Annotated in this window: 25 protein-coding genes; 14 read left to right on the plus strand and 11 right to left on the minus strand. The window is 71.0% G+C overall.

The window, feature by feature from the left end:
- The first annotated feature begins 28 nt into the window (after positions 1-28).
- The 5 genes from H0E84_RS17335 (at position 29) to H0E84_RS17355 (ending at position 5,277) form a co-directional block, all read left to right on the plus strand.
- A complete protein-coding gene (locus tag H0E84_RS17335) occupies positions 29-1,000 on the plus strand; it encodes an aldo/keto reductase (RefSeq protein WP_180679912.1) in 972 nt (323 codons plus the stop codon).
- 96 nt (positions 1,001-1,096) lie between these two features.
- Positions 1,097-1,291, plus strand: coding sequence for a hemin uptake protein HemP (gene hemP, locus H0E84_RS17340; RefSeq protein WP_180679913.1), 195 nt, complete (start codon positions 1,097-1,099; stop codon positions 1,289-1,291).
- A gap of 142 nt (positions 1,292-1,433) precedes the next feature.
- Complete coding sequence (locus H0E84_RS17345) at positions 1,434-3,656, plus strand: TonB-dependent hemoglobin/transferrin/lactoferrin family receptor (protein WP_257644281.1); 2,223 nt, start codon at positions 1,434-1,436, stop codon at positions 3,654-3,656.
- The gene (locus H0E84_RS17350; RefSeq protein ID WP_425600507.1) at positions 3,653-4,309 is read left to right on the plus strand and encodes a Hemin transport protein; all 657 of its coding nucleotides are present in this window, start codon (positions 3,653-3,655) and stop codon (positions 4,307-4,309) included. The genes H0E84_RS17345 and H0E84_RS17350 overlap by 4 nt, the downstream gene beginning before the upstream one ends.
- Entirely contained in the window at positions 4,306-5,277 is a 972-nt protein-coding gene (locus tag H0E84_RS17355; RefSeq protein ID WP_180679914.1) for a DUF6607 family protein, read from the plus strand. Before H0E84_RS17350 ends, H0E84_RS17355 begins: the two co-directional genes overlap by 4 nt.
- An 18-nt stretch (positions 5,278-5,295) precedes the next feature.
- On the opposite strand, the gene H0E84_RS17360 is transcribed toward H0E84_RS17355, so the two are convergent.
- The 5 genes from H0E84_RS17360 to H0E84_RS17380 all read right to left on the minus strand — a co-directional run bounded on the left by H0E84_RS17360 (position 5,296) and on the right by H0E84_RS17380 (position 9,226).
- Positions 5,296-6,336, minus strand: a complete 1,041-nt coding sequence (locus tag H0E84_RS17360) for an alpha/beta fold hydrolase (RefSeq protein WP_180679915.1) — start codon at positions 6,334-6,336, stop codon at positions 5,296-5,298.
- Between the two features lie 258 nt (positions 6,337-6,594).
- The gene (locus tag H0E84_RS17365) at positions 6,595-6,834 is read right to left on the minus strand and encodes a hypothetical protein (RefSeq protein WP_180679916.1); all 240 of its coding nucleotides are present in this window, start codon (positions 6,832-6,834) and stop codon (positions 6,595-6,597) included.
- Positions 6,835-6,843: 9 nt separating this feature from the next.
- On the minus strand, positions 6,844-7,974 hold the full coding sequence (locus H0E84_RS17370) for a PDZ domain-containing protein (protein ID WP_180679917.1): 1,131 nt from the start codon (positions 7,972-7,974) through the stop codon (positions 6,844-6,846).
- A gap of 24 nt (positions 7,975-7,998) precedes the next feature.
- Positions 7,999-8,580 (minus strand): hypothetical protein, encoded by a 582-nt coding sequence (locus H0E84_RS17375; RefSeq protein ID WP_180679918.1) that lies wholly within the window; start codon positions 8,578-8,580, stop codon positions 7,999-8,001.
- Positions 8,573-9,226 carry an RNA polymerase sigma factor gene (locus H0E84_RS17380; protein ID WP_180679919.1) on the minus strand — a complete coding sequence of 218 codons (654 nt, stop codon included), beginning with the start codon at positions 9,224-9,226 and terminating at the stop codon, positions 8,573-8,575. The genes H0E84_RS17375 and H0E84_RS17380 overlap by 8 nt, the downstream gene beginning before the upstream one ends.
- A 125-nt stretch (positions 9,227-9,351) precedes the next feature.
- Here H0E84_RS17380 and H0E84_RS17385 point away from each other — a divergent pair, with 125 nt between their 5' ends.
- Complete coding sequence (locus H0E84_RS17385; protein ID WP_180679920.1) at positions 9,352-10,311, plus strand: SPFH domain-containing protein; 960 nt, start codon at positions 9,352-9,354, stop codon at positions 10,309-10,311.
- Positions 10,312-10,314: 3 nt separating this feature from the next.
- Positions 10,315-10,749, plus strand: a complete 435-nt coding sequence (locus H0E84_RS17390) for an NfeD family protein (protein WP_180679921.1) — start codon at positions 10,315-10,317, stop codon at positions 10,747-10,749.
- A gap of 324 nt (positions 10,750-11,073) precedes the next feature.
- Here H0E84_RS17390 and H0E84_RS17395 read toward each other — a convergent pair whose 3' ends face one another.
- Together H0E84_RS17395 and H0E84_RS17400 are read right to left on the minus strand one after the other, a co-directional pair.
- On the minus strand, positions 11,074-12,909 hold the full coding sequence (locus tag H0E84_RS17395; RefSeq protein ID WP_345776340.1) for a M48 family metallopeptidase: 1,836 nt from the start codon (positions 12,907-12,909) through the stop codon (positions 11,074-11,076).
- 47 nt (positions 12,910-12,956) lie between these two features.
- Entirely contained in the window at positions 12,957-13,559 is a 603-nt protein-coding gene (locus H0E84_RS17400; protein ID WP_180679922.1) for a LemA family protein, read from the minus strand.
- 82 nt (positions 13,560-13,641) lie between these two features.
- On the opposite strand from H0E84_RS17400, the gene H0E84_RS17405 reads away from it, so the two are divergent.
- From H0E84_RS17405 to H0E84_RS17420, 4 genes are all read left to right on the plus strand, one after another.
- Positions 13,642-15,042 (plus strand): serine hydrolase domain-containing protein, encoded by a 1,401-nt coding sequence (locus H0E84_RS17405; RefSeq protein WP_180679923.1) that lies wholly within the window; start codon positions 13,642-13,644, stop codon positions 15,040-15,042.
- 244 nt (positions 15,043-15,286) lie between these two features.
- Complete coding sequence (locus tag H0E84_RS17410) at positions 15,287-15,697, plus strand: hypothetical protein (protein ID WP_180679924.1); 411 nt, start codon at positions 15,287-15,289, stop codon at positions 15,695-15,697.
- Positions 15,694-17,169 (plus strand): DUF7125 family protein, encoded by a 1,476-nt coding sequence (locus H0E84_RS17415; protein ID WP_180679925.1) that lies wholly within the window; start codon positions 15,694-15,696, stop codon positions 17,167-17,169. The genes H0E84_RS17410 and H0E84_RS17415 overlap by 4 nt, the downstream gene beginning before the upstream one ends.
- Before the next feature lie 17 nt (positions 17,170-17,186).
- Complete coding sequence (locus tag H0E84_RS17420; RefSeq protein ID WP_180679926.1) at positions 17,187-17,933, plus strand: GGDEF domain-containing protein; 747 nt, start codon at positions 17,187-17,189, stop codon at positions 17,931-17,933.
- Positions 17,934-18,029: 96 nt separating this feature from the next.
- Here H0E84_RS17420 and H0E84_RS17425 read toward each other — a convergent pair whose 3' ends face one another.
- From H0E84_RS17425 to H0E84_RS17440, 4 genes are all read right to left on the minus strand, one after another.
- Positions 18,030-18,482 (minus strand): hypothetical protein, encoded by a 453-nt coding sequence (locus tag H0E84_RS17425; protein WP_180679927.1) that lies wholly within the window; start codon positions 18,480-18,482, stop codon positions 18,030-18,032.
- 1,036 nt (positions 18,483-19,518) lie between these two features.
- On the minus strand, positions 19,519-19,914 hold the full coding sequence (gcvH, locus tag H0E84_RS17430; protein WP_180679928.1) for a glycine cleavage system protein GcvH: 396 nt from the start codon (positions 19,912-19,914) through the stop codon (positions 19,519-19,521).
- Positions 19,915-20,193: 279 nt separating this feature from the next.
- On the minus strand, positions 20,194-21,300 hold the full coding sequence (gcvT, locus tag H0E84_RS17435; protein WP_180679929.1) for a glycine cleavage system aminomethyltransferase GcvT: 1,107 nt from the start codon (positions 21,298-21,300) through the stop codon (positions 20,194-20,196).
- Between the two features lie 125 nt (positions 21,301-21,425).
- Positions 21,426-22,682 carry a 6-phosphofructokinase gene (locus tag H0E84_RS17440; RefSeq protein WP_180679930.1) on the minus strand — a complete coding sequence of 419 codons (1,257 nt, stop codon included), beginning with the start codon at positions 22,680-22,682 and terminating at the stop codon, positions 21,426-21,428.
- Between the two features lie 131 nt (positions 22,683-22,813).
- Here H0E84_RS17440 and H0E84_RS17445 point away from each other — a divergent pair, with 131 nt between their 5' ends.
- From H0E84_RS17445 to mpl, 3 genes are read left to right on the plus strand one after another with little or no spacing between them, the layout of a single operon-like run.
- Complete coding sequence (locus H0E84_RS17445) at positions 22,814-23,395, plus strand: adenylate kinase (RefSeq protein WP_180679931.1); 582 nt, start codon at positions 22,814-22,816, stop codon at positions 23,393-23,395.
- A 3-nt stretch (positions 23,396-23,398) separates the two neighbouring features.
- On the plus strand, positions 23,399-23,920 hold the full coding sequence (locus tag H0E84_RS17450; RefSeq protein WP_180679932.1) for a hypothetical protein: 522 nt from the start codon (positions 23,399-23,401) through the stop codon (positions 23,918-23,920).
- Between the two features lie 22 nt (positions 23,921-23,942).
- Complete coding sequence (gene mpl / locus H0E84_RS17455; protein ID WP_180679933.1) at positions 23,943-25,382, plus strand: UDP-N-acetylmuramate:L-alanyl-gamma-D-glutamyl-meso-diaminopimelate ligase; 1,440 nt, start codon at positions 23,943-23,945, stop codon at positions 25,380-25,382.
- The last annotated feature ends 44 nt before the right edge of the window (positions 25,383-25,426 follow it).

Here is a 25,426-nt window from a genome sequence, read left to right on the forward strand (position 1 = left end):
CTGTCGGCCCGTCCCGAAGGAGCCTGCCATGCAGTATCGCCGCCTCGGCCACTCCGGCCTGCAGCTGTCCGCGCTGTCGTTCGGCGCCTGGGTGACGTTCGGCAAGCAGGTCGGGCGCGGCGCGGCGCGCGAACTCATCGCCGCGGCCTGGGATCACGGCATCAACTTTTTCGACAACGCCGAGGGCTATGCCAACGGCGAGGCGGAACGGGTGATGGGCGACGCGATCGCCGACCTGCGGCTGCCGCGCGACGGCTTCTGCGTCTCGAGCAAGGTGTTCTTCGGCGCGGCCGACGCGCCGCGGCCGACCCAGAAGGGGCTGTCGCGCAAGCACGTCCACGATGCCTGCCACGCGGCCCTCGCGCGCCTGCGGGTGGACTATCTCGACCTGTACTTCTGCCACCGCCCCGATCCCGACGCACCAGTGGCGGAGACGGTCTGGGCGATGGACACCCTGATCCGCCAGGGCAAGGTGCTGTACTGGGGCACCTCCGAATGGCCGGCGGCGCTGATCCGCGAAGCGGCCGACCTGGCGCGCAAGCACCGCCTGCACCCGCCGACGATGGAGCAGCCGCAGTACAACCTGCTGCATCGCGAGCGCGTGGAGCTGGAATACGCGCCGCTGTACGGGGAGCTGGGCCTGGGTACCACCATCTGGTCGCCGTTGGCCTCGGGGTTGCTCACCGGCAAGTACAACGAAGGGGTGGTCGGCGACTCGCGCCTGGGCCAGGAGGGCTACCAGTGGCTGCAGCGCTGGGTGCTCGGCGACAGCGGCGAGCGACGCGTCGAGCGCGCCCGGGCCTTCACCGCGCTGGCGGCGGAACTGGGGGTGGCGCCGGCGCCCCTGGCGATTGCCTGGTGCCTGCGCAATCCGCACGTCTCCACGGTGCTCACGGGCGCGACCCGGGTCTCGCAGCTGCTGCAGAACCTCGAGGCGCTGGACCTGGACGCGCGCATCGACGACGCCACCTGGAAACGCGTCGAGGCGGCGGTCCGCTAGCGTTCGGTCCGCCGGAGAGCTGCGGAGCGCCGCCCGGGCACTTGACAGTCGAATGAGAATCATTAGCATCGACTCCTCCCGCCAGGAGTCGCGCCGATGCTTGCCTTCCATCCCCACGACACGGCGCCCGCCGCGGTCGAATCGGGCTCCGCCCCAGGCGCCGGCCGCGGCGAAGCCGAGGTCGACAGCGCGCGCCTGCTGCGCGGCCGGCGCGAGCTGCTGATCCGCCATGGCGACGAGTGCTATCGCCTGCGCCATACCCGCAACGACAAGTTGATCCTGACCAAGTGATCCGCACCGGACGCCCCGCAAAGGGGCGCCCGGCCACCGTAAACGAGCGGCCCCGCGGCCGCCCGCCGTTCCTCCAGGCCCGCCCGCCCCGGCCCCGTCCGGACGCCAGCTCGCCGCCCGCCTTTTCATCCGCGAGCACGAGATGCGCCCGAACCGACTCTTCCTTGCCCTCTGCCTGGCGCTGCCGGGCGCCGCCTTCGCCGCGACCGCGCCCGAGGCGCCGGCAGACACCGGTCCCGTCGAATTCGACCGGGTGGTGGTCACCGCGACGCGCACCGAGCGCGCAATCGCCGATGTCCCCAACACCGTCGACGTGATCGAGCGCGAGCGCATGGACGAACTGCTGGTGCGCGATCTGAAGGACCTGTTCCGCTACGAGCCGGGCATCACCGTGACGCAGTCGTTCGGCCGCTTCGGCATCGGCGACATCCGCATCCGCGGACTCGGCGGCAACCGCGTGCGCATCCTGGTCGACGGCATCCCGGTGTCGGACGCCTTCGAGATCGGCAGCTTCTCCAACGCCAACCGCAATTTCGTCGATCTGGACACGCTCAAGCGCGTCGAGGTGGTGCGCGGGCCCGGCAGCGCGCTCTATGGCTCCGACGCCCTCGGCGGCGTGGTCTCCTTCGTGAGCAAGGACCCTTCGGACTATCTGGAGGCGGGCAGGGACGCCCATTTCGGTTTCAAGCTCGGCGCGGAGAGCGACTGGGACGGCCTGTTCGGCGGCGCCACGGCCGCCTTCGGCGGCGACCGCTGGTCCGGCCTGGTGGCAGTGGGGCACCGCCAGGGCCGGGAGCTCGAGAACCAGGGCGAGGACGACAGCGCCGGCGCCGCCCGCACCCGTCCCAATCCGCAGGACCGCAACGGCCGCAGCCTGCTGTCGAAGCTGGTGTTCGCGCCGTCGACCGACCAGCGTTTCCGCCTGACGGTGGAGGGCAACGAGGATCGCGCCGACACCGACGTGCTGACCCAGCGCGGCTTCCAGGCGCTCACCGGCGCCACCAATACTTTGGTGCTGGCCGACGATCGCCAGACCCGCGCGCGGGTGGCGTTCGCGCACGAGATCGACGCGCTCGGCAGCGCCTTCGCCGACGCGCTCGACTGGCAGGTCTACCGCCAGGACAGCGAGACCACCCAGGACACGCTGGAGGAGCGGGTCACCGCCGCCGGTGTGCCGGAACGGCGCGAACGCAGCTTCAACTTCGACCAGCGCGCGTACGGAGCGCAGGCGAACTTCGTCAAGGGATTCGTCACCGGCGCGGTGCAGCACGACCTGGCCTGGGGCCTGGACGTTTCGCGCACCGAGACGCGGCAGAAGCGCGACGGCAGGGTGACCGACCTGGTCACCGGCGCCAGCACCAACATGATGCTGCCCGACGTGTTCCCGGTCCGCGACTTCCCGGTCAGCCGCACCACCACCGCGGCCCTCTACCTGCAGGACGAAATCGCCTTCGCCGACGGCACGTTCCGGCTGGTGCCGGCGCTGCGGGTGGATCGCTACGAACTGGATCCAGAGATCGACGGCATCTTCGCCGAGGACAACCCCGGGGTCGAGGTGGTGGGCCTGTCCGAGACGGAGGTCCTGCCAAAGCTGGGTGCGGTGTGGAAGTTCTTCGGCGACTGGTCGCTGTTCGGCGGCTACGCCCGAGGCTTCCGCGCGCCGCCGTACAACGACGTCAACATCGGCTTTACCAACCTCATGTTCGGCTACACCGCCATCGCCAATCCCGGGCTGAAGCCGGAGACCAGTGACGGGCTCGAGGCCGGGCTGCGCTTCGCCGGCCAAGCCGTCCATGCCGGCCTGACCGGCTACCACAACCGCTACGACGACTTCATCGAGTCGTTCCGCTTCGTCGGCTTCAACGACCAGGGACTGATGGTGTTCCAGTCTCAGAACGTGGCCGATGCGCGCATCTACGGCGCCGAATTGAAGGCCGGGGTCGACCTGGGCGCGCTGTCGCAGGCCTGGGCGGGGTGGTCGGTGCGCGGCTCGGCCGCCTGGTCGCGCGGCGAGGACCGCACCGCCGACGCGCCGCTGGATTCGGTCGATCCCCTGACCGCGGCGCTGGGCGTCGGCTACGCCGCCGACGCCTGGGGCGTCGAACTGGCCGGCCGCTTCGCCGGCAAGAAGCGCCGCGTGTCCGACCCCGATCTCTACCGCACCGCGGGCTACGGCGTGCTCGACCTCTACGCGCACTGGGCGTTCGCGCCGGGCGCGCGGGTCAACCTCGGGCTGTTCAACCTGGCCGACCGCAAGTACTGGGCCGCCGGCGACCTGCCGCTGGTGGCCGCCACCAGCGGCACGCTCGATCGCTACACCGCGCCGGGCCGCAATTTCGCGGTCAGCCTGGCGGTGGAGTTCTGACGGTGGCGCGGGCCCTGCCGATCGGCGGCATTCCCGCCGCGTGGGAGCCGACGGCGGCGCTGCCGCAGCCGCGCGAACTGGCCGCGCTGGGCACCGTGGCGTGCCTGTATCGCGCGCAGCCGGGCGGCGAACTGGCCGGCTGGTGCCGGGCGCGGCGGGTCGTCGCGCGCAGCGTCATGGACAGCGACGGCCTGCAGGCCAGCCTGGATTTCCTCGACGGCGGCGGCGACTGCTGCTGGCGGCTGTTCCTGCTTCCCGACACCGATTTCCTCGCCTGGGAACGCCTCGCCTCGCGGCTGCCTCCGGCAGCGCCGGAGGCCGCCGCCGGGATCGCCGAACGGCTGTGGCGGGGCCTGGCCGGACGGCTGGGCGCTGCGCAATGGCAGTGCAGCGTGCTGCGGCTGGACGTCTCCAATCCCGGCCCCGGCTTCGCCGGCCATGCGCTGCTGTCGGCGAGCCTGGCCACCGTGTCCGACCTCGGGGCGGCGATGGCGGCGCGGATCGCGCGGCAGCACGCCGCGGGCAACGCCGCCCTGATCCACGAATGCTGCTGCGCGCGCGCCGCGCGCGCCTCGCGTTCCGCCGCCGATGCCGCAGCGCATCGCGTATCGGCTTTCGCCCACCGCCAGTCCGCAACGAGGATCCTTCCATGACGCCAGCCAGATTCCTTTCGCTCGCCGCCTCCGTATCGCTGTGGCTGTCCTGTGCGACCGCCGCCGCGCAGCAGTCGCCGGAGCCCGACCCGCAGCGCGATCGCGCCGCCATCCTCGCCATGCAGGGCGAGTACGACGTCGACTTCAGTTTCGACGAGACCGTGCTGCTGGCCCCGGACTACGAGCGCGCGTCGGCCAAGCGCAGCGGCGGCAGCGAGATCGTGATCGTGGTCGAGGACGGTCCGAAGCGGATCGTGCTGCAGCACATCCTGGTCGATCCGAAGAGCGGCCACGTGACCAAGCACTGGCGGCAGGACTGGGAATACGAGGCGCCACGGCGCTTCGAGTTCAGCGCCGACCAGACCTGGCACGTCCGCGACATCGCCCCGGAACTCACCCGCGGCGCCTGGACCCAGTGCGTGTACGAGGTCAGCGACGCGCCGCGCTACTGCGGGACCGGCCGCTGGAACCACCGCTACGGCGTGGCCACCTGGACCTCGGACCGCACCTGGCGCCCGCTGCCGCGGCGCGAGTACACCACCCGCGAGGACTACAACGCGCTGAACGTCGAGAACCGCCACACCCTCGTGCCCGGCGGCTGGACCCACGAGCAGGACAACACCAAGGTGGTGCGCGCCGCCGACGGCAGCACCGTGCGAACCATCGCCCGCGAGTTCGGTTTCAACGACTACCGCAGCGACACCGAAGTCGACTTCACCCCCGCCATCGACTACTGGCGGGCGACGAAGGACTACTGGGCGCGGGTGCGGGCGCATTGGGATGCCTACCTGTCGCAGCCGCCGGGACTGCGGCTGAAGACCGAGGTCGATGGCATGGCGATGATCGTCCCGCTCTTCGAGCAGGCGCAGCGCGTGCAGGACGGAGAAACCGTGAGCGACGCGGAAATGGAGGCGGTGTTCGCGCAATGGGCGGAGGCGGCCCCGGGGGCCGGCGCGGGAGCGCGTTGACCCGCGCCGCCCCGGCAATCAGGGGCCGTGGAAATGCGCGATCAGGGCCGCGGTCACCGGGTCGATCGCATGGGGCGGCAGGTCGTGGCCCATGTCGTCGATCCACAAGCCCCGGGCGCCGGGGATGGTCGCGACCAGCTTTCGGCCGTGGGCGATCGGCACGAAGGGGTCCGCGGTCCCGTGCAGCACCAGCGTCCGGACGCCCTCGAGCCGTTCCAGGCGCGCCAGGCGCGCGCCCGAGCGCTGGACCGCGGCCTGGTGCGCCGCGGACGCGCGCAGGTTGTAGCCTCGGCGCACGCGCAGGTTGTACAGCACCTGGCGGGCGATCTCGGAAACGTCGTGCGGATGCGCGGAGGCTTCTCCCGCCAGGATGATCCGGCTGGCGACGTGGAGCTTGATCGCGTTGCGTTCCCCGCCCGCCAGGCCGTACTTCAGTGCGGTACGGATCAGGCTGTAGGCCACGTCAGAGGAGAGCGGCGGCAACGTCGGATCCCGGACATCGGCGATGGACATGATCAGGGCCAGGCTCGAGACCCGGCCTGGATGGTCGAGGACCAGCTCCTGCGCGATCAGCCCTCCCATCGACGCCCCGACGACGTGCGCCCGCTCGATGTCCAGCGCGTCCAGGACGGCGATCCCGTCGGCCGCCATGTCGGAAAGATCGTAGGCGTCCGACGCGCCGTCGGGCGCGCGCCAGTCGGACATGCCGGTCCCGCGATGATCGTAGCGGACCACCCGGTATCCGGCTGCGGTGAGCGCCTCGATGAACGGTTGCGGCCATCCGAGGGCGTCGTTGGAAATGCCCATGATCAGCAGTACGGTGCCGCGCGGCGGTCCGCCGGGGTCGATGCGCTCGTACCAGATGGACCAGCCCTGCGAATCCGCCAGCCCGCTGTGCCCGGTCACCAGTTCGGGCAGGGGCGAGCCGATCGCCCGGTCGATGGCCTGCTCGGTTCCCTGCGGCAGCGGCGGGCCGGACCGGTACAGGTACACGGCCACGCCCGCCGACAGCGACAGCAGCACGACCAAAACGGCCAGCAGGATGGGTTTCAGGCGCATGGACGGAACCTCGATCGGCGGGGTCGGCGGGCCCGACCATCCCGCGCGACCGGGGCTCGTAGCGTTGATTGGGACGCGGCGAGGGATTCGCAAGCGCGCCGCGAGCCGCGCTCGGCGGACTACGGATCGGCCGGGGCGTCGCCGAGCTTCCGCAGGCCTGTCCTGGCGCTGTCGTTGCCGGCATACACCTCCAAGGTGGGGACCGGCGCGGCAATGGGCGGCGTGGAGGCTGCGCCGCCCCACGCGCCATCGGGCGGATCAGGGGGGGCGCGGCTGGCAGCGCCCAACCAGGCCGATCGCCAGGCGTGGCTGGCCGCGGGCATCGTGGACGACCAGTCCGCCGGCGCCGCTGCCGCCGCCGCTGCAGCGGTCCTGCGCCGCCGCGAGATAGACCGTGCCGGCCGCCCCTGCGAGTAGGGCGGCGATGGCGCCGACGCGGTAGCGCAGCAGGCGCCGCCGCATGGCGTCGGGGTCGGGACCGGCGTCGTCGTCGCGCATCGTCGTTGCTCAGCCGAGGCTTGCGGCGGCAGCGGTCGTGGCCACTGCCAGGACTCGGACGCGCGTGGGAGGCGCCGGCGCCCCGGGCGGCGGCGGCGCGGGCGGTGCTTCGGCCTTCGGCGGGGCAGGCGGACGCGGCGGTGCCGGAGGCGCGGGAATCCGCAGCGCGCGCAGCCTGGGGACGGTGATCCGGGTGGTGGCGGACCTGCGGTCGCGCAGGTAGGTCACTTCCACCCGGGCATCGGCGGGCTTGTCGCGCAAGGCGGCCATCGCCTCGCGCGGCGTGCCCACCTCGCGTCCGTCGATGCGCTGGATCACGTCGCCGGGCTGCAGCTCGTCGAGCCCGCCCGCCGACAGCACCAGGACGCCGCGCTCGGTGCCGAAATAGCGCCCGAGCCGGGGATCCACCTCGGCCAGGTTGAGGCCGTTCCAGCGGAAGGCCGACAGCAGCATCGGCGGTGCGCAGTCGTCGCCGTCGCAGTGCGCGTCGAGGCCGGAGTCGGCGAGCGCCGCCCGCACTTCGGCGGCGATGTCGGGAATCTGGATGTCGCGCAAGGCGGCGGCCGCGAGGTCCATCCCTTCCGAGGCGCGCAGCCGCGCTTCGCGCAGCACCTCGTCCATGTCCAGGTCCGCGCCGTGAAGCACAGCCATGCCGCGGTCGACCTTCGGTGTGAGCGCCACGGTCGCGGCACGGCCTTCGCGCTCGTAGCCGATCCTGACCGGTTTGTCCGCGGCGAGCGAGCCGAGCAGCTTGCGCGCGTTGGCGGCGCGCAGCTCGCCGCCGCTGCCGAGAATGCGGGTGCCGTCCACCGACACCAGTCGGTCGCCGCTCCTCAGCCCTGCCTCGTCGGCGGCGCTGCCGGGCGTGACCCCGGCGATGCGCACGCCGGCCTGCGCATCGGGTGCGAGCAGCACCCCGAGCACCGGCCGGCCGGCCAGGCGCTGGCGCAGGTCGGCGATGCGGGCGTCGTGGGCCATGCCGTCCTCCGACAATTCGGCCACGCGCGCGGCGGCGCGGGCCAGTTCGGCACGGGCCGCGGCGAGGGCGTCCGATTCGGCCGCATCCTGGGCGCAGGCGGCACCGGCGGCGAGGGACAGGGCGGCTGCCAGGAGGCCGCGGGTGAATGGAGATCGGGTCATGTCGGCTCCAGGTGGGTTGCGTGGTCAGTAGACCCGCACGAGCGCGGGGTCGTATTGGTCGCCGTGGGCTGCCAGCCAGCCGCGCGTGCCCTCGAAGCCGGCCAGTGCGCGCAGCGTGTCCACGCGTGCCTGCCACAGGTCCAGTTCGCGCTCGGGCGGCAGTTCCGGCTGCGCCAGCGCGGCGTCGAGCGCCGCCAGACGGGCTTCCATCTCGCCTGCCAGCAGCGCGGCGGTGCCGCTGGACACGCGCGCGTCCTGGATCAGCGGCAGCAGCGACTCGAGCTGCGCCGATTCGGCCTGCAGCGCCGCGAGCGCGCCGTCGGGCCCGGTCGCGACGACAGGCGCGGAAGGGCCGGCGTGCGTCGTGCCGCGCGGGCCTGCGTCGTCTTCCATGGCCGGCATCTGCAGCCGCCACGGCAGCGCGATCGCAAGCAGCAGCGCCGCGGCCGCTGCCGTCCACGGGATCCAGCGGCGAGGGCGGCGGCGCGCGTCCAGCCTGGCCGCGAGTGCGCTCCAGCCGTCCCGGGGCGGAGCCTCCGAGGGCAGCGTCGCGAAGGCGGCGCCCCAGTCGCCGGGTCCGGCCGCGCGGTCGTGGGGCTCATGCATGGCTGCACTCCGCGGCGGCGGGGGCTTCGAGCAGCGCCCGCAGCCGCCGGCTGCCGCGCGCCAGCTGCGACTTGGAGAAGCTGGGAGTGCGCTGCATCAGCGCGGCGATCTCTTCGTGGGTGTAGCCCTCGGCGTGATACAGCCACAGCACGCTGCGGGTCGCCGCGGGCAGGGCCGACAGCGCGCGCTGCAGCCGCGCCGCATCGGCGGCCGCAGACGGCGGCGGCTGTTCGCCGGCGGGCTCGTGCGCGTCGAGGTCCAGCGCGTCGCCGATGCGGCGATGGCGCCGCAGGCGCATCAGCGCTTCGTTGACCGCGATCTGCCGCAGCCAGCCCCAGAACGGGCTGCTGCCGCGGAATTCGCCGATCCGGTCGATCATCTTCAGCATCGTGTCCTGCAGCACTTCGAAAGCCTCCTCGCGGTCGCCGCAGATGCGCAGCGCCAGGGTGAATGCGGGCCGCTCGAACCAGCGATAGAGTTGTTCCAGCGCTGCACGCTCGCCGCGCCGCGCCCGCGCCAGCAGCGCCGCCGGCACCTCGATCGCGAAGCTCGAGCGCGGCCCGGGCGCGGCGACGACCGAGGCGGCGCAGCCATCGGCGGCGGTAGCCGGGGCGGGGCGGGCGGGTTGCGGCGATTCGGCGGCCATTCCCCATTCTGGATGCGCCGGGGCGCGAAAGCGTCGCAGACGCCGTCGCCCCTGCGGTCCGGGACCGGCAGGTCCTATACTTGCCGGCAGCCGGGGGGAGCCGCGCTGCGAGAGGGGAGAGGATCATGGGGGCATCGGGATTTCTGGCGGCGGTCTTGCTGGTCGCCGGCATCGTCGTGTTGTTCAAGACCGTGCGGATGGTGCCGCAGGGCTACGAATGGACCGTCGAGCGGTTCGGCAAGTACACCCACACCATGGATCCGGGGCTGCATTTCCTGGTTCCGGTGGTCTACGGCGTCGGCCGCAAGATCAACATGATGGAGCAGGTGCTGGACGTCCCCAGCCAGGACGTGATCACCAAGGACAACGCGGTGGTCAAGGTGGATGGCGTGGTGTTCTTCCAGGTGCTGGACGCCGCCAAGGCCGCCTACGAGGTGGCGAACCTCGAGGTCGCCACGATCGCGCTGGTGCAGACCAACATCCGCACCGTGATCGGCTCGATGGACCTGGACGAGTCGCTGAGCAACCGCGAGACCATCAACGCGCAGCTGCTCAACGTGGTCGACCAGGCCACCAATCCCTGGGGGATCAAGGTCACCCGCATCGAGATCCGCGACATCCAGCCGCCGCGCGACCTGATCGATTCGATGGCGCGGCAGATGAAGGCCGAGCGCGAGCGCCGCGCGGTAATCCTGGAGGCCGAGGGGCACCGGCAGTCGGCGATCCTGCGCGCCGAAGGCGAGAAGCAGGCGGCGATCCTGGAAGCGGAGGGCGAGAAGGAGGCGGCGTTCCGCGAGGCCGAGGCGCGCGAGCGGCTCGCCGAGGCGGAGGCGAAGGCCACCGGCATGGTGTCCGAGGCGATCGCCCAGGGCGACGTGCAGGCGATCAACTACTTCATCGCCCAGAAGTACGTGGAAGCCTTCGAGAAGCTGGCCACGGCGCCCAACCAGAAGTTCGTGCTGATGCCGATGGAGGCCAGCGGCCTGATCGGCACCATCGGCGGCGTCGCCGAGCTGGCGAAGGAGGCGCTGGGCAAGCAGCAATCGGCCACGCAGACGCGGCTGGCGCCGCGGCAGGAGAGCTGAGCCGTGCGCTGGGACGTGGTGGCCTGGGCGGCGATCGCGCTGCTGCTGTTCGCGGCCGAGACCTTGGCGCCGGGCGCGTTCATGCTGTGGATGGGCTTTGCCGCGGTGGCAGTGTTCCTGGCGGTGCTGTTCGTGCCGGGGATCCCGCTGCTGGCGCAGATCGGGGCGTTCGTGGTGCTGAGCTTCGTGTCGATCCAGGTCTACCGGAAGTGGTTCCGCCAGCATGCGCGCCAGAGCGACCATCCGACGCTCAACAAGCGCGCCGCCCAGCACGTCGGCCGGGTGGTGGCGCTGGAGCAGCCGATCGTGGCCGGCCGCGGCCGGGTCAAGATCGGCGACGCCTTCTGGGTAGTCGAGGGCCCGGACCTGGAGATCGGTACCCCGGTGCGCATCGTCGGTACCGACGGGGTGGTGCTGAAGGTCGACGCGCAGGCCTGAACGACACCATCCCCCCGTGGGTGGCGGGGACGGGACAGCCGGGGATGCGCCGGGGGCGGGCCGGGGGATACGTGACAAGTCGCTCCCCGATACTCGCTTGGTTGTCACGCATCCCCCGGCCCGCCTGGGACGACGTGGCGACCGGGCCGGAAAGCGTGGCTCGCGGCCGAGTGCAGTCGCTCGGCTCCTGCTTTCTGGAGGCGCCGTCGAATGTCTCTCCGTCTGGTGGGGTGGCGCCGAGCGAGTATCGGGGGGCGACTTGCGGCGCCGCCCCACCCGATGGCCCCAGGTGGCTTCCGGCCGTTCGTTCGAGCGGCTCTGGCCTCAGCCGCGGTCGAGCATCGGCGGCAGCGGGCAGTGGAGCACGCCGCAGATGGTGCGCAGCAGCTCCGCTTCGGCCACCGAGACGCGGCCGTCGTGCATCGCCGCGGCGGTGACCGCCTCCACCATCACCTGCTTGGCCAGGGGCGCCAGGCGGTCCAGAGGCTCCCACACCGCGTCCAGCGCCTGCACGCCGCGGGCGGGTGGTTCGTAGGGCACGTGGTCGCGCGGCAGCACCCGCTGCAGCCCGGCCAGATAGGCGCGCTTTGCTTCGGCCGGGTCGGCATGGCCGGCCTGGGCGACGACCGCCAGCAGCGTCGAGAACTCGTGCTTGACGCCGCCCGGCTTGCCCCGGCCGGTGCGCCCGTGGCGCGCCGGATCCAGGGTTTCGCGAACCTGGGTCTCGAGCAGCGTGCCCAGGCAGTACTCGAACAGCGAGACGTGGTCGTCGGCGTGGACCACCGCGTGCACGGTGTCGAGGAAGGCGTCGAGGTCGGGCCGCGGCCGCAGCCGCAGCACGGGAAAGGCCAGGGAGGCCAACGGCAGGCGCTGCATGGGGTGCAGGTCCTGCAGGCCGGTCTTGCGCAGGTGCGCGGCGCGCTCGGCGACGCGCGCGCCCAGCCGCGCCGAGATCTCCTGGTGCTGCCGCCGGCGTACCTCGCCCTCGCCTTCGAGCAGCAGCGCCAGCAGCAGCGGCATGACGCTCTCGCGCTCGCGCGCAAGCACGCGCAGGGACTCCGGCATCGCCGCCACCAGCGCATCGGCGCGCCGGTAGTCGTCGTCCTGCGGATGCGCCACCTGCGCCGAAACCATCGGCGGGGTCAGGTCCATTTCGGCGCTGGCGGCGGGCAGGGCGCCGTGGTCGTGCGCGGCCAGGCCCAATTGCACGTCCTCCTCCAGTCCGTTCGGCGGCGCCGCCAGCCACTGCGCGCGCAGGCGCTCCACCTGTTCGGGGCGGAAGCCGGGTTCCAGGGCCTGGATCCGCTGCAGGATCGGCGGGTGGGTGGCGAACAGCCCGCGCAGGCCGACGCCGTCGCCGAACAGCATGTGGCTGACTTCCTCGGCATCGCCGCGCTGCTCCAGCTGCGAGCCCTCGCGCAGGCCGGCGATCTTCTTCAACGCCCCGGACAGGCCGCTGGTCTGGCGCGTGAACTGCACCGCCGAGGCGTCGGCCAGGACTTCGCGCGAGCGGCTCACCCCGGCCTTGATCATGCGCCCGAAGAACACGCCGACGTAGCCGATGACCAGTGCGACGATCGCCGCGCCCAGGATCCCCAGTGCGCCGCGGCCGCGGATGCCATAGCTGTGCAGGAGGATCTTGCGGCCGATCAGCCCGAGCATGAGGATCCCGAACAGGATTCCCATCAGGCGGATGTTCAGGCGCATGTCGCCGTTGAGCACGTGGCTGAACTCGTGCGCCACCACGCCCTGCAGCTCGTCGCGGTTGAGGCGGTCGAGCGCGCCGCGGGTCACCGCCACCACCGCGTCCGAGGGCGAATATCCCGCGGCGAAGGCGTTGATGCCCGCCTCGTGCTCGAGCACGTAGACCTTGGGGACCGGCACGCCGGAGGCGATCGACATCTCCTCGACCACGTTGCGCAGCCGGCGCAGCTGCGGATCCGCGGTGTCCTCGGCGACGGCCACGCCGCCCAGCTGTACCGCCACCGCCTCGCCGCCGGCGCCCAGCGAGGAGATCCGGTAGAGCGAGCCGAGGCCGATGATCGCCACCGTGGCGACGGTCGCCAACAGCAGCGTCGCCGGCCTGGGCCCGGCGAACGCCAGCACCACCAGGTTCACCGTCACCACGATCCCGATCACCGCAAGCGCGAACAGCAACACCAGCCGGGTGGTGTTGCGTCGGGCCTGGGCCTGGCGTTCGAAGAAGTTCAGAACTCGACCTTCGGCGCCTCGCGCACCTCGGCCTTGTCTTCCGGGATCTCCAGCAGCGCGGCGGGGGCGAAGCTGAACATGCCGGCGACGATGTTCGAGGGGAACACCTCGCGCCGGTTGTTGTAGGCCATTACCGAGTCGTTATAGGCCTGGCGTGCGAAGGCGACGCGGTTCTCGGTGCTGGTCAGCTCCTCGGTCAGCTGCATCATGTTCTGGTTGGCCTTGAGGTCTGGATAGGCCTCGACCACGACCATCAGCCGGCCCAGCGCGCCGTTCAGGGCGCCCTGGGTCTGGGCCAGTTCGGCCATTGCCGCCGGGTCGCCCGGACTGGCCTTGGCCGCGGACAATCCCGCCTGCGCCGCGGTGCGGGCCGCGGTCACCGCCTCGAGCGTGCCGCGCTCGTGCGACAAGTAGCCCTTGGCGGTCTCGACCAGGTTGGGGATCAGGTCGAAGCGCCGCTGCAGCTGCACGTCGATCTGGGCGAAGGCGTTCTTGAAGGCGTTGCGGGCCGTGACCAGGCCGTTGTAGATGCCCACCGCCCACAGGGCGAAGGCCACCAGGATGCCGAGAAATACCAGCAGGATCAGCGCGCTACCCATCGAAGCTCCCCTTGTTCATGCAAATCCGGATACAGGCGCTATGATCGGCCCGCAAGCCAAGCATACGCAGGGGGCAGACCCGATGAAAGACAAAGCGCAGCCGCGCCGTCGGCACCGGGTACGGGCCTGGCAGCTGGGGCTGGTGGGACTGTTGATGCCGATGGCGCTGGGAAGCGCGGCGCAGACGCCGGGCGCGGTGCAGCCCGCGCCGGCCAGCGCCCATCCGGAAACCATGACCGCGTTCCCGCCGCCCACCGACGGGCGGCCGATGCAGATGCCGCCTCCGGCGGCGACGATGCCGCTGGCCGCCGATTTCGACGTACGCCGGTTCGAGGCGATGGCGCAGGCGATGGTCGCCGACCAGCGCGTACCCGGCCTGGCGATGGCGATCGTGCACAACGGGCGCGTGCTCAGCGCGCGCGGCTACGGCATCACCGACGTGCGCGCCGCCGAGCCGGTCGACGCCCATACCGTGTTCCGCCTGGCGTCGCTGTCCAAGTCGTTCGCCGGCACCCTGGCCGGCGTGCTGGTGTCCGAGGGCGCGCTGCGCTGGGACAGCAAGGTGGTCGACTACATGCCCGGCCTGCAGCTGTCGGATCCCGGGGCGGCCGGCCGCATCACCGTCGCCGACGTGCTCAGCCACCGCGTCGGCCTCGGCCGCCATACCTACGACCGCGACATCGAGCGCGGCGCCGACTACAACGCGCTGGTGCAGAAGCTCGCCCAGGCGCCGATGACCTGCGAGCCGGGCGACTGCTACAGCTACCAGAACGTCGCCTTCAGCCTGGTCGGCGACGTGGTATTCGCGACCTCGGGCCAGTTCTACAACGAGGCGGTGTCGCGGCGCCTGTTCAAGCCGCTGGGCATGAACGACGCCAGCCTCGGCCTGGAAGGCATCCAGGCGAGCGCGCGCTGGGCCAAGCCGCACGTGCGCGCGGGCAAGGGCTGGAGCTCGCTGATGCCCAAGCCGACCTACTATCGCGTGTCTCCGGCGGCCGGCGTCAACGCCAGCATCGCGGACATGGCGCAGTGGCTGATCGCGCAGGGCGGACACCGGCCCGACGTGCTGCCGGCGCCGCTGCTTTCGACGCTGCACGCCCCGATCGTCGGCACTCCCGGAGAAATGCGCAGCCGGTCCGCCTCGTGGCGCGGCCAGCGCCTCAACGCCGCCGGCTACGGCCTTGGGTGGCGGATCTACGACTACGCAGGCCACCGCATGGTCTTCCACGGCGGCGCGGTGCAGGGTTATCGCGGACTGATGGCGCTGCTGCCGGAGCGCGATCTCGGCCTGGTCGTGCTCTGGAACAGCGAGAGCAGCCTGCCTTCGGGCCTGCTGCCCACCATCCTCGACAGCGCCATCGGGTTGCAGTCGGACCGCTGGCTCGACGTCGACATCGAGTCCCTGTACGCGGCCGGCGAACGGCCCAGCCAGGGTCAGACGGCCGGCGGCGGCACCTCGGTCTCGCGCGCCCAGCCCGAATAAGCTCCCAAAAAAGCGGCCAGGTTCATTCTGCCGGGCCCGTGGCAGTCCCAGGGACGGCTGGAGCACAAGCGTGGCAACGGCCGATGCCTGGCGTCCCCGCGACCGGCTCTGCGGTTCCGAGCTGCAGAACGCCGCACCTCTCGGCGCTGGCTTCACACCATGCCCGCGTCGCCAGCACTACTCTTCCTGCCACTACGCCACAAGGCAATGGCTGGTCCCCTGAGTGGAAAGGCCGAATCCGTGGTTGGCAGCGACCCTGCGCGCAAGGGTCGGCGAAAGCTTGGAGCCGGCAAGGATCGCCGACGTGCTGGTCTCCATCCTGCGCGAGATCCAGGCCGCCCTGGTCCCGGTCATGGGATCGCATGGCTTCGCGCTGATCTACCGGCGCAGTCTTTATCTCAGCGCTACCCTGGGGCCGCTGATGACGAGCCTCTCCGACCAGGAAGGGGCGCCGGGTACGCCTGATTTCGACGCGTTGCGATCCGCGGTCGCCCAGCACAGCGGGGTCGACGCCATCAGCAACGGCGCGTCACTGCTGCAAACGATCCACGACCTGCTCGTCACCCTGGTCGGGCTGTCGCTTACCGAGCGGCTGCTTCGTTCCGTGCGGGCGAATCATTCGAGCGGCCCGCCCGCTCCGGACAATTCATCATGAAAACGAAATCGATCATCCAATGCTTGCGCACCGGCGTGCCCGGACTGGACGAGGTGCTGGGTGGTGGGTTTCCGGAGTTCTCGTTCAACCTGATTTCCGGCGCCCCGGGCAGCGGCAAGACCACCCTGGCGCACCAGATCATGTTCGCCCTGTCCACGCCCGAGCGTCCCGCCCTGTATCTGACCGTGCTGGGCGAGCCGCCGCTGAAGATGCTGCGCTATCAGCAGCAGTTCGATTTCTTCGACAGCGACGCGATCGGCCGCTCCATCCACTTCATCAACCTGTCCGACGAGGTGGGCAAGTCGGGCCTCGACCAGCTCCTGCGTCGCATCGTGGCCGAGGTCGAAAAGCACGGTCCGTCGCTGGTCTTCGTGGACTCGTTCCGCTCGATTGCGCAGGCCAACGCGATCCAGGGCCGGTCGGACAACGACCTGCAGCAGTTCATCCAGCAGCTCGGCATGCTGATGACGAGTTGGCAGGCGACGACGTTCCTGATCGGCGAGTACTCCACCGAGACCGAAGCCAACCCGGTTTTCACGGTGGCCGACGGCATGATCTGCATGCAGCAGAGCGTCCAGCGCAACTCCATGGTCCGCAAGCTGGAGGTCGCGAAGATGCGCGGCCGCCCGCCGTTGCCGGGGTTGCATACGTTCCGGATCGGGGAAGCCGGCATCACGGTCTTCGCACCCGCCCGCGTGCAGCCCATGCCCGGGACGATCGACGAACCGGGCGCTTCGCGCGCCCTGATGGGCGTGCCGGGCCTGGACGAGATGCTGGGGGGCGGCCTGCCGCGCGGCTACTCGTTGCTCGTCGCGGGGCCCTCGGGGTCCGGCAAGAGCATCCTGGCCGCCGCGTTCCTGGCCGAAGGCGCGCGCTGCGGCGAGGCCGGCGTGATCGCGGCGTTCGAACAGCACCCGCATCGATCGCGCAATCCCGCGCTGGCCGACCTGGTCGGCAGCGGGCGGGTCGGCGTCGTGGACAGCCGAGCGCCCGACCTTTCCATCGACGAAGTCGTCGGCCTGCTGCTGGGCGAGATCCGCCGTCTCGATGCGAAGCGAGTCGTCATCGATTCCCTTTCGGGTTTCGAACTGGCCCTGGCCCCCACCTTCCGCGCCGACTTCCGCGAGAACCTGGCGCGCATGGTCGCCGCGCTGGCGGGCGCGGGCGTCACCGTGTTGATGACCTCCGAACTCGAGGACCGCTACACCGACCTGCGCTTCAGCCCCTACGGGACCGCCTTCATGACCGACGCGATCATCGTGCAGCGCTACATGGAGGTCGACAGCCGGTTGCTGCGGATGATGGCGGTCGTCAAGGTGCGGGCCAGCGACCACTCGAACGAGTTGCGCGAATACAGCATCGACGGCGACGGCCTGCGCATCGGCGACAAGCTCGTCCGGCTCGAGGGCCTGCTCGGCGGGAGGCCGCGACGGCCCGACGCTTCCGGTGGGCCGGGCGGCCGCCCGGAGTGAAGCGCGAGCCTGCAGCCATGAACGCATCTTCCGGCAGCGATGGTTCCCCCGTGTCTCGGGCCGGCGAAGAACTGGCCCGTCTCCAGGAGCGGATCGGGTTGGCGCGCGAGGAGCTGGCCCGCCTGCAGCGCCTGGCCTGTGCCGAAGAACGGCGCGTGGACGACTGCCTGCTGGTCGAGGCCGTCGAGCAGATGGTCGCTTCCACCCTTCGCGCCCACCTGCAAGCCGAGGATGCCGCGTCCCGGCTCGAGGAGGTGTCGCGGTCGGCCGAGCTCGATGGATTGACCGGCCTTCCCAATCGGACAGTGCTGCTCGACCGTCTGGGGCGGGCGATCGCCAGTGCGAAGCGCCGTGGTACGCATCTGGCGCTGCTGTTCGTGGATATCGACGACTTCAAGCGCATCAACGATACGCTGGGCCACGCGGGCGGCGACCAGGCCCTCCGGTTCGCGGCCCGATGCCTCGCTTCGGCGGTTCGCGAAGCCGATACCGTCAGCCGATACGGTGGGGACGAGTTCCTCATATTGCTGGATGAGGTCTCCGGCCCGTCGGGTGCCCTGGTCGTGGCCAACAAGGTCATCGCGGCGCTCGGCGCCCCCAGCCAGCTGGGTGGTCAACGGATCAGGTTGAAGGGAAGCATCGGCATCAGCATCTATCCGGAAGACGGCGAAGACGATGCGACGCTGATCGCCCAGGCCGACGCCGCCATGTACATGGCCAAAAGAGGGGCATGCGGGTCCGTCGCGACCGCGCGGAGCCGGTGAAGGCGCCAGCTCCGGAGCCGGTCGAGCCAAAAAAAAACTCCCTCTCCGCCTGGGCACGCGGAGAGGGAGTCCTGACTACGAACAACCGGGGCTTGCTTACATCAGCGGTGCGGGCGCGGCCGGGATCACGACCGGAGCCGCTTTCCGGGCACGCCGCGCAGGCTTCGCCTTCTTTTTGGCGGCCTTCTTGGCCGGCTTCTTCTTGGCCGCCTTCTTGGCGCGCTTCTTGGTGGCGGTCTTGGTCGCCGCCTTCTTGGCCGGGCGCTTCTTGGCGACCTTCTTCGCGGACTTCTTGGTGGCCTTCTTCGCGGTCTTCTTGGCGGTCTTCTTGCGGACTGCCTTCTTGGCGACCTTCTTCTTGGCTACCTTCTTTTTCGCGACCTTCTTTTTCGCGACCTTCTTCTTGGCTACCTTCTTCTTGGCGGCCGGGCGCTTGGCGACCTTGCGGGTTGCCTTCTTGGCGGTCTTGCGGACTGCCTTCTTCGCCTTGGCGACCTTTTTCGCCGCCTTCTTGGCGGGACGTTTCTTTGCAGCTTTCTTAGTGGCCATGTGATGGCTCTCCTCGTCAGTTGACTTGCTTTGCTTCCAGTGCCCAGTACGCAAACACATCGCGGGTATCGGACCCGCGATCAACCGCCGACGCGCACCGCGCATCGGGACGGATGGGGTGCCGGCACGGGAGCGGCCGGCGGGCGCGGACAGGTCCGCGTCGAACGAAAACACCCGCGACGCGATGCGTCGCGGGTGCGGTGTAGGGGTGGGTCGCGTTTTTGCAGGGGAGACGAAGGCTGATTCCACCTTTGGCAAGTTCGGGGCGGAAGGCTGAGTTGTCTGGTGCGTTTTTCGTCTTGACTCGGATCACTCGTTCCTGCAGCAACGTCTGCTTGGGCGAAACCTAATCACGGTTTTTTCCACTGTCAACACCCCGAAGCGATAATTTTCCGGGGTCTGTCGCGGCTGCTCGCCCCTGAAACCGCCGCGATCGCCGCGTGCGGCGTCGGCGGATTGCCGGGCACGCGGTCGGTGCAGCGGCAACGCGCGTGCGAAACCGCTTTTTTCAAGCGCTTTTCTTCTCGTTGCGCGGGTGCGGCACGAAGACGCCTTGCGCGGCGACGCGCGCCGGACGCGTCGCTCGCGCGGGCTGACCGGATGCCGAGCGGGCGTCGAGACGATGGTCGAACGGGGAGCGGATTTCGCGTTGCACAAGTCCGTTTGCGCGAAAGTGCGCGAACTTCGCGACGGCCGCGAGCGTCTTCTTCGTCTTCCGCGACCGCTCCCCGCGATGTCCTTCCGGGTCTGCAGTCGGCGTTGCGAAGAACGCATGAAGGTCGTCCGGCAGCCGTTCGCGTTCCAGTGCGGCAGCCGCTGATCGTCGTGCATGCCCGCTTGCGGGAGTTATCCGGAACAGGCTTCGCGAAGGATCTCCGGCAGAGCCGCCGGGGGGTGACGCCGTGTTCAGTGCCGGCAGGCCGATGGCGGAGGAGCGGAACGTCCCGCGTCCGCAGCCTGTGCGGCTGCGGACTGCCGCCCGCCCGCGACTACGCCGTGGCGGGGGGCTGCTGCACGCCGCCCGGAGGGTCGGCGATCAGAGGTCGTCGTCCTCGAGCAGCGACCCATAGGCGTCCGGATCGAGCAGCTCGTTGAGCTGGTCGGTGTCGTCGGCCTGGACCACGAAGATCCACCCCTCGCCGTAGGCGTCCTCGTTGATGGTTTCGGGTTTGTCCGCCAAGTCGTCGTTCACCGCGACGATGGTGCCGGAGACGGGCGCGTACACGTCCGACGCCGCCTTGACCGACTCGACCACCGCTGCGGCGTTGCCGGCCTCCACCTTGTCGCCCACGTGCGGGAGGTCGACGTACACCAGGTCGCCCAGCAATCCCTGCGCATGGTCGGAAATGCCCACGGTCACCTTGCCGTCGTCCTCGACGCGCGCCCACTCGTGGGACTTCATGAACTTCAGGTCGCCTGGGATCTCGCTCATGTCTGGCTCCGGGGTGGGGGTCGCGGTGTCGGGAGAAGCGGGCGCTAGTGTAGCGAAGGTGATGCGGGGGTTGTCAGCCCCTGCCAGCGCCTGGCGTCCGCTGGCGGGCATGTCCCGGGCCGCGGGATCGCGGTCCTCCGCCCGCAGCGCGCGAGGGGCGCCGAGACAGGCCGGAAAGTCACGAGGCCGGGGTGGTTCCTGCGGCGATCCGGCATGACGATCGCGGCCGGCGGCCGGCCGGCAAGCGCATCCGCCGTGTCGGCCGCGGCTCCTGGCGGCCTAGCCGAGGACTCCCGGCTGCGCCTGCCCTTCGCGTACGAACGGGAACTTCACCGGTCGCAGCGGAACCTCGCGGCCGCGGAGGTCCACACGCACCGCGCCCGGATCGCCCGCCGGTACCCGCGCGAATGCGATCGCCTTGCCGAGCGTGGGCGAGAACGTGCCGGACAGGACCTCGCCCTCGCCGTTGCCCGTCAGCACGCGCTGGCCGTGGCGCAGCACGCCGCGTTCGTCCATCACCACCCCGATCAGCTGGCGCGGGGCGCCCTCGGTCCTCTGCCGCTCGAGCGCGTCGCGGCCGATGAAGTCGCGACCCTCGTCGAACGCCACGGTCCAGCCCAGGCCCGCTTCGTACGGGGTGACGGTGTCGTCCATGTCCTGGCCGTACAGCGCCATGCCCGCCTCCAGGCGCAGGGTGTCGCGCGCACCGAGGCCCGCGGGCGCGACCCCGGCATCGAGCAGCGCGCTCCAGAGCGCCACCGCGTCGGTGTCGGGCAGCACGATCTCGAAGCCGTCCTCGCCGGTATAGCCGGTGCGGGCGACGAACAGGGCGGCGCCCGACGCCGTTCGCGCTTCGGTGGCGGCGAAGCGGCTCAGCTTCTCCACCGCCGCGCGATCCTCCTCGCGCAGCAGGCCGATCACCCGCGCCCGCGCCTGCGGCCCCTGCACCGCGATCATCGCCAGTTCCGGGCGCTCGCTCACCTCGACCGCGAATTCGCCGGCGTGGCCGGCGATCCAGGCCAGGTCCCTGTCGCGGGTGGCGGCATTGACCACCAGGCGAAAGAAGCCCTCGCCGAGGAAATACACGATCAGGTCGTCGATCACCCCGCCTTCGGGGTTGAGCATGCAGGTGTAGAGCGCCTTGCCGGGCTTCTTCAGCTTGTCCACCGAGTTGGCGAGCAGCCGGCGCAGGAACGCACGCGCGCGCTCGCCTCGCAGGTCGACCACGGTCATGTGGCTGACGTCGAACATGCCGGCCTCGCGGCGCACCCGGTGGTGCTCCTCGATCTGCGAACCGTAGTTGAGCGGCATGTCCCAGCCGCCGAAGTCCACCATCCGGGCGCCGAGCGCGCGATGGCTGTCGTTGAGGATGGTCCTGCGGATCATGGCGGCGGGCTCGTCTGCGAAGGCCGGGCATTATCCCAGATGCGATGGCCGCGGGCCGAAGGGTCCATCCGCGGCGCCGCCGGAACCGGAGCGCCGGCCGCGCACGCGCGCCCGGCGCCCCCGCGTCAACCGTCCCAGCCGGGCAGCTTCTTCTTCACCGCGACGTTCTTCAGGGTGACGTACGCGGGAATGCCGTCGCGCCCGTAGGGCGGATAGGCCTCGCCGCGGATCAGCGGCTCGAGGTAGCGGCGCGCGTTGGCTGTGATGCCGAAACCGTCCTTGCGCAGGAAGCCCGCCGGCATCTTCTTCTCGTGGTTGGCCACCTTATCCAGCGGAGCGCTCTCGATCTTCCAGCGGTAGGGCTTGTCGGAGGTGCGGCGGATCACCGGCATGGTGGCGTTGCGCCCGGCCAGCGCGAACTGCACCGCCGCCTTGCCCACCGCCTGCGCCTGCAGCAGGTCGGTCTGCGAGGCGATGTGCCGCGCCGAGCGCTGCAGGTAGTCGGGCAGCGTCCAGTGCACCTTGAAGCCGAGTTCGTCCTTGACCTTGCCGGCCAGGTACGAGGCCACCCCGCCGAGCTGGGTATGGCCGAACGAATCCTTGCCGCCGCCGGCGTCGGCGACGAAACGGCCGTCGGCGGTCTGAATGCCTTCGCTGGCCACGACCACGCAGTAGCCCACCTTCGCCACCACCTTCTTCACCTGGGCCAGGAAGACGGCCTCGTCGTAGGCCCGCTCGGGGAACAGGATGATGTGCGGGGCATCGTCGGGGCCCTGGCCGGCGAGGCCAGCCGCCGCCGCCAGCCAGCCGGCATGGCGGCCCATCGCCTCGTACACGAACACCTTGGTGGACGTGTCGGCCATCGCCGCGACGTCGAGCGCGGCTTCGCGCACCGAGACCGCGGTGTACTTGGCGGCCGAACCGAAACCGGGACAGCAGTCGGTCACCGCCAGGTCGTTGTCGATGGTCTTGGGTACCCCGATGCAGGTCAGCGGATAGTCGAACTCCGCCGCCAGCTGCGAGACCTTGAGCGCGGTGTCGGCCGAATCGTTGCCGCCGTTGTAGAGGAACCAGCGCACGTCGTGGGCGCGCAGCACCTCGAGCAGGCGCTCGTACCTGGCGCGATCGGCTTCGAGCGACTTGAGCTTGTACCGGCAGGAGCCGAACGCCCCGCCCGGGGTGTGGGCGAGGCCGCGGATCGCCGCGGCGGACTCCTTGCCGGTATCGATCAGGTCCTCGCGCAGGGCGCCGAGGATGCCGTTGCGGGCGGCGAGGACCTTGACCTTGCGTGCGCGCGCCTCGCTGATGACCCCGGAGGCGGTGGCGTTGATGACGGCGGTGACGCCGCCCGACTGGGCGTAGAGCAGGGTTCCGGATGGCATGGCGAACTCGTATGGAGGGAGGGGAGGCCGGAAATCGCCGGCGGATACGGTAAGCTGACGCCTGCGACGGCGCGCGGGGCAGTTTAACGCCACATCCGCGCCGTCCGGATTCCGTCCGTGTGGAGCGAACGATGCGACTGGTTCTTCTTGGTGCGCCCGGGTCGGGCAAGGGCACGCAGGCCGCGCGGCTGAAGGATGCGCTGAACGTGCCGCATATTTCCACCGGCGACCTGCTGCGCGCCGAAGTCGCCGCCGGCACCCCGTTGGGGCTGCAGGCGAAGGAAGTGATGGCCCGTGGCGACCTGGTCTCGGACGAGATCCTGCTGGGCATGCTGGAAGACCGCTTCTCCCGCGACGACACCCGCGAGGGCTTCATCCTCGACGGCTACCCGCGCAACCTGGCCCAGGCGGCGGCGCTGGACGCGCTGCTGCAGCGCCTGGGGCAGCCGTTCGATGCCGCGGTGCAGTTGGCGGTGGACAACGAACTGCTGATCGAGCGCCTGGCCGGCCGCGCCCAGGCCGAGGGCCGCGCCGACGACCGGCCCGAATCGGTGCGCAAGCGCCTGCAGGTCTACGATCAGCAGACCGCGCCGGTGATCGAGTTCTACCGGCAACACGGGCAGCTGACGGTGGTCGACGGCGTGGGTTCCCTGGACGACGTGTTCAACCGGATCCTGGCGGCGATCGCCCCGGCGGCCACGACCGCCGGTTGAGCCTTGCCGAACCCGTGGCTGCGTTTCCTGGCGCTGCGAGGGCCGCTGCAGGCGCTGCCGCCGGCGTGGTCGCCGACGCTGCTGCTGTGGGGGCTGGCGCTGGCGGCGATCCCGGTCGTCGGCCTGGTCGCGCCGCACCCCGCACAGGGCGCCGCCGCGCCGATGCTGGCCGCGGCGACGATGGAGATCCTGCTGTGCTGGCTGCTGCTGACGGCGGCCGGCCGGCGCGCGCTGCTGCTGCCGGCGCTGCAGGCGTTGGCGATGGCGGCGCTGGTGCGGGTGGCGGCTTCGCTGCCGCTGCTGTGGCTGGCGGTGCAGCCGCCGCCCACCGCGGAACGCGCCGGCGGCCTGCTGCTCGCCGTGGTCGCCGTGCTGGCACTGGAGGCGGCGCTGCTGGCCTGGCTGCTGCGCTACTGGTTCCGGCTGTGGCAGCAGGCGCTGTTGGCCACGCGCGCCAGGGTGGCCGCGATCACCGCAGCGATGGCGGCAACGCTCCTGCTGCTGCATCTGGGGCTCGATTGGTGACGGCCCGATGCGCGCGGCGGGGATGCGATCCATCGCGGCGGCGACAACGTTTCGACAGGGGCCGGGCGACGGCCGGAGCGGGAAAGCCTTGAAGATCCATATCCTCGGGATCGCCGGCACCTTCATGGGCGGCGTGGCGGCGCTGGCGCGCGAGCTGGGCCATACGGTGGAGGGCAGCGACCAGGCGGTCTACCCGCCGATGTCGACCCAGCTCGAATCGCTGGGGATCGGACTGCGCCAGGGCTACCTGCCCGCGCACGTCTCTCCCGACTGCGATGCGGTGGTGGTCGGCAACGCGCTCTCGCGCGGCAACGCCGCGGTCGAACACGTGCTCGACCGCGGGATGCGCTACACCTCCGGAGCGCAGTGGCTGGCCGAGGAGGTGCTGCCGGGGCGCGAGACGATCGCCGTGGCCGGCACTCACGGCAAGACCACCACCACGGCCATCCTCGCCTTCCTGCTGCAGGCGGCCGGCCGCGAACCCGGCTTCCTGATCGGCGGGGTCGCCGGCGACTTCGACGTGTCGGCGCGTCTCGGCGGCGGCCGCGAGTTCGTCGTCGAGGCGGACGAGTACGACACCGCCTTCTTCGACAAGCGCAGCAAGTTCGTGCACTACCGGCCGGCGGTGGCGGTGCTCAACAATCTCGAGTTCGACCACGCCGACATCTTCCCGGACGTGGCCGCGATCCAGCGCCAGTTCCACCACCTGGTCCGCACCGTGCCCGGGCGCGGGCGGCTGATCGTCAACGGCGAGGACGCACGCCTGGCCGAGGTGCTGGAGATGGGCTGCTGGACGCCCGTCGAGCGCTTCGGCATCGACGGCGCGTTCGACTGGAACGCGCGCCTCGAGCGGGACGATGGCAGCGTGTTCACGGTGCAGCGCGGCGGCCGCGAGGTGGGCACCGTGCGCTGGCCGCTGCTGGGGCGCCACAACGTGATGAACGCGCTGGCGGCGCTGGCCGCCTGCGCCGCGGTGGGGGTCGACGTGGACGCGTCGATTCCGGCGCTGGCCGGATTCGGCGGCATCCGGCGGCGCATGGAACTGCTGGGCGAGGCGGATGGGATCTCGGTCTACGACGACTTCGCCCACCATCCCACGGCGATCGCCACCACGCTCGCGGGGCTGCGCGCCCGGGTCGGGGGCGCGCGCGTGGTGGTGGCGCTGGAGCCGCGCAGCAATTCGATGCGGCTGGGCGCGCACGCCGAGGCGCTGGCGCCGGCGCTGTCTGGCGCCGACGCGGTGGTGTTCCTGCATCGGCCGGAGCTGGCCTGGGATGCCGGCAGCGTGGTCGCCGCGTTGCGCGGCCGGGCGCAGGCGGTGGCCGACGTCGAAACGCTGGTGCGGGCGCTCGGCGCGATCGCGCGCGGCGGCGACCATGTCGTGTTCATGTCCAACGGCGGTTTCGACGGCGCGCCACGGCGCTTCCTGGCCGCACTGCGCGGCGAGCAGCCTCGGGCCTGAGCGCCGCGCCCGGCCGTGCGCCGCGGCGGTGTTCATCCACGCCG

Origin of the sequence: Luteimonas salinisoli (assembly GCF_013425525.1) — a bacterium.
GTDB lineage: Bacteria > Pseudomonadota > Gammaproteobacteria > Xanthomonadales > Xanthomonadaceae > Luteimonas > Luteimonas salinisoli.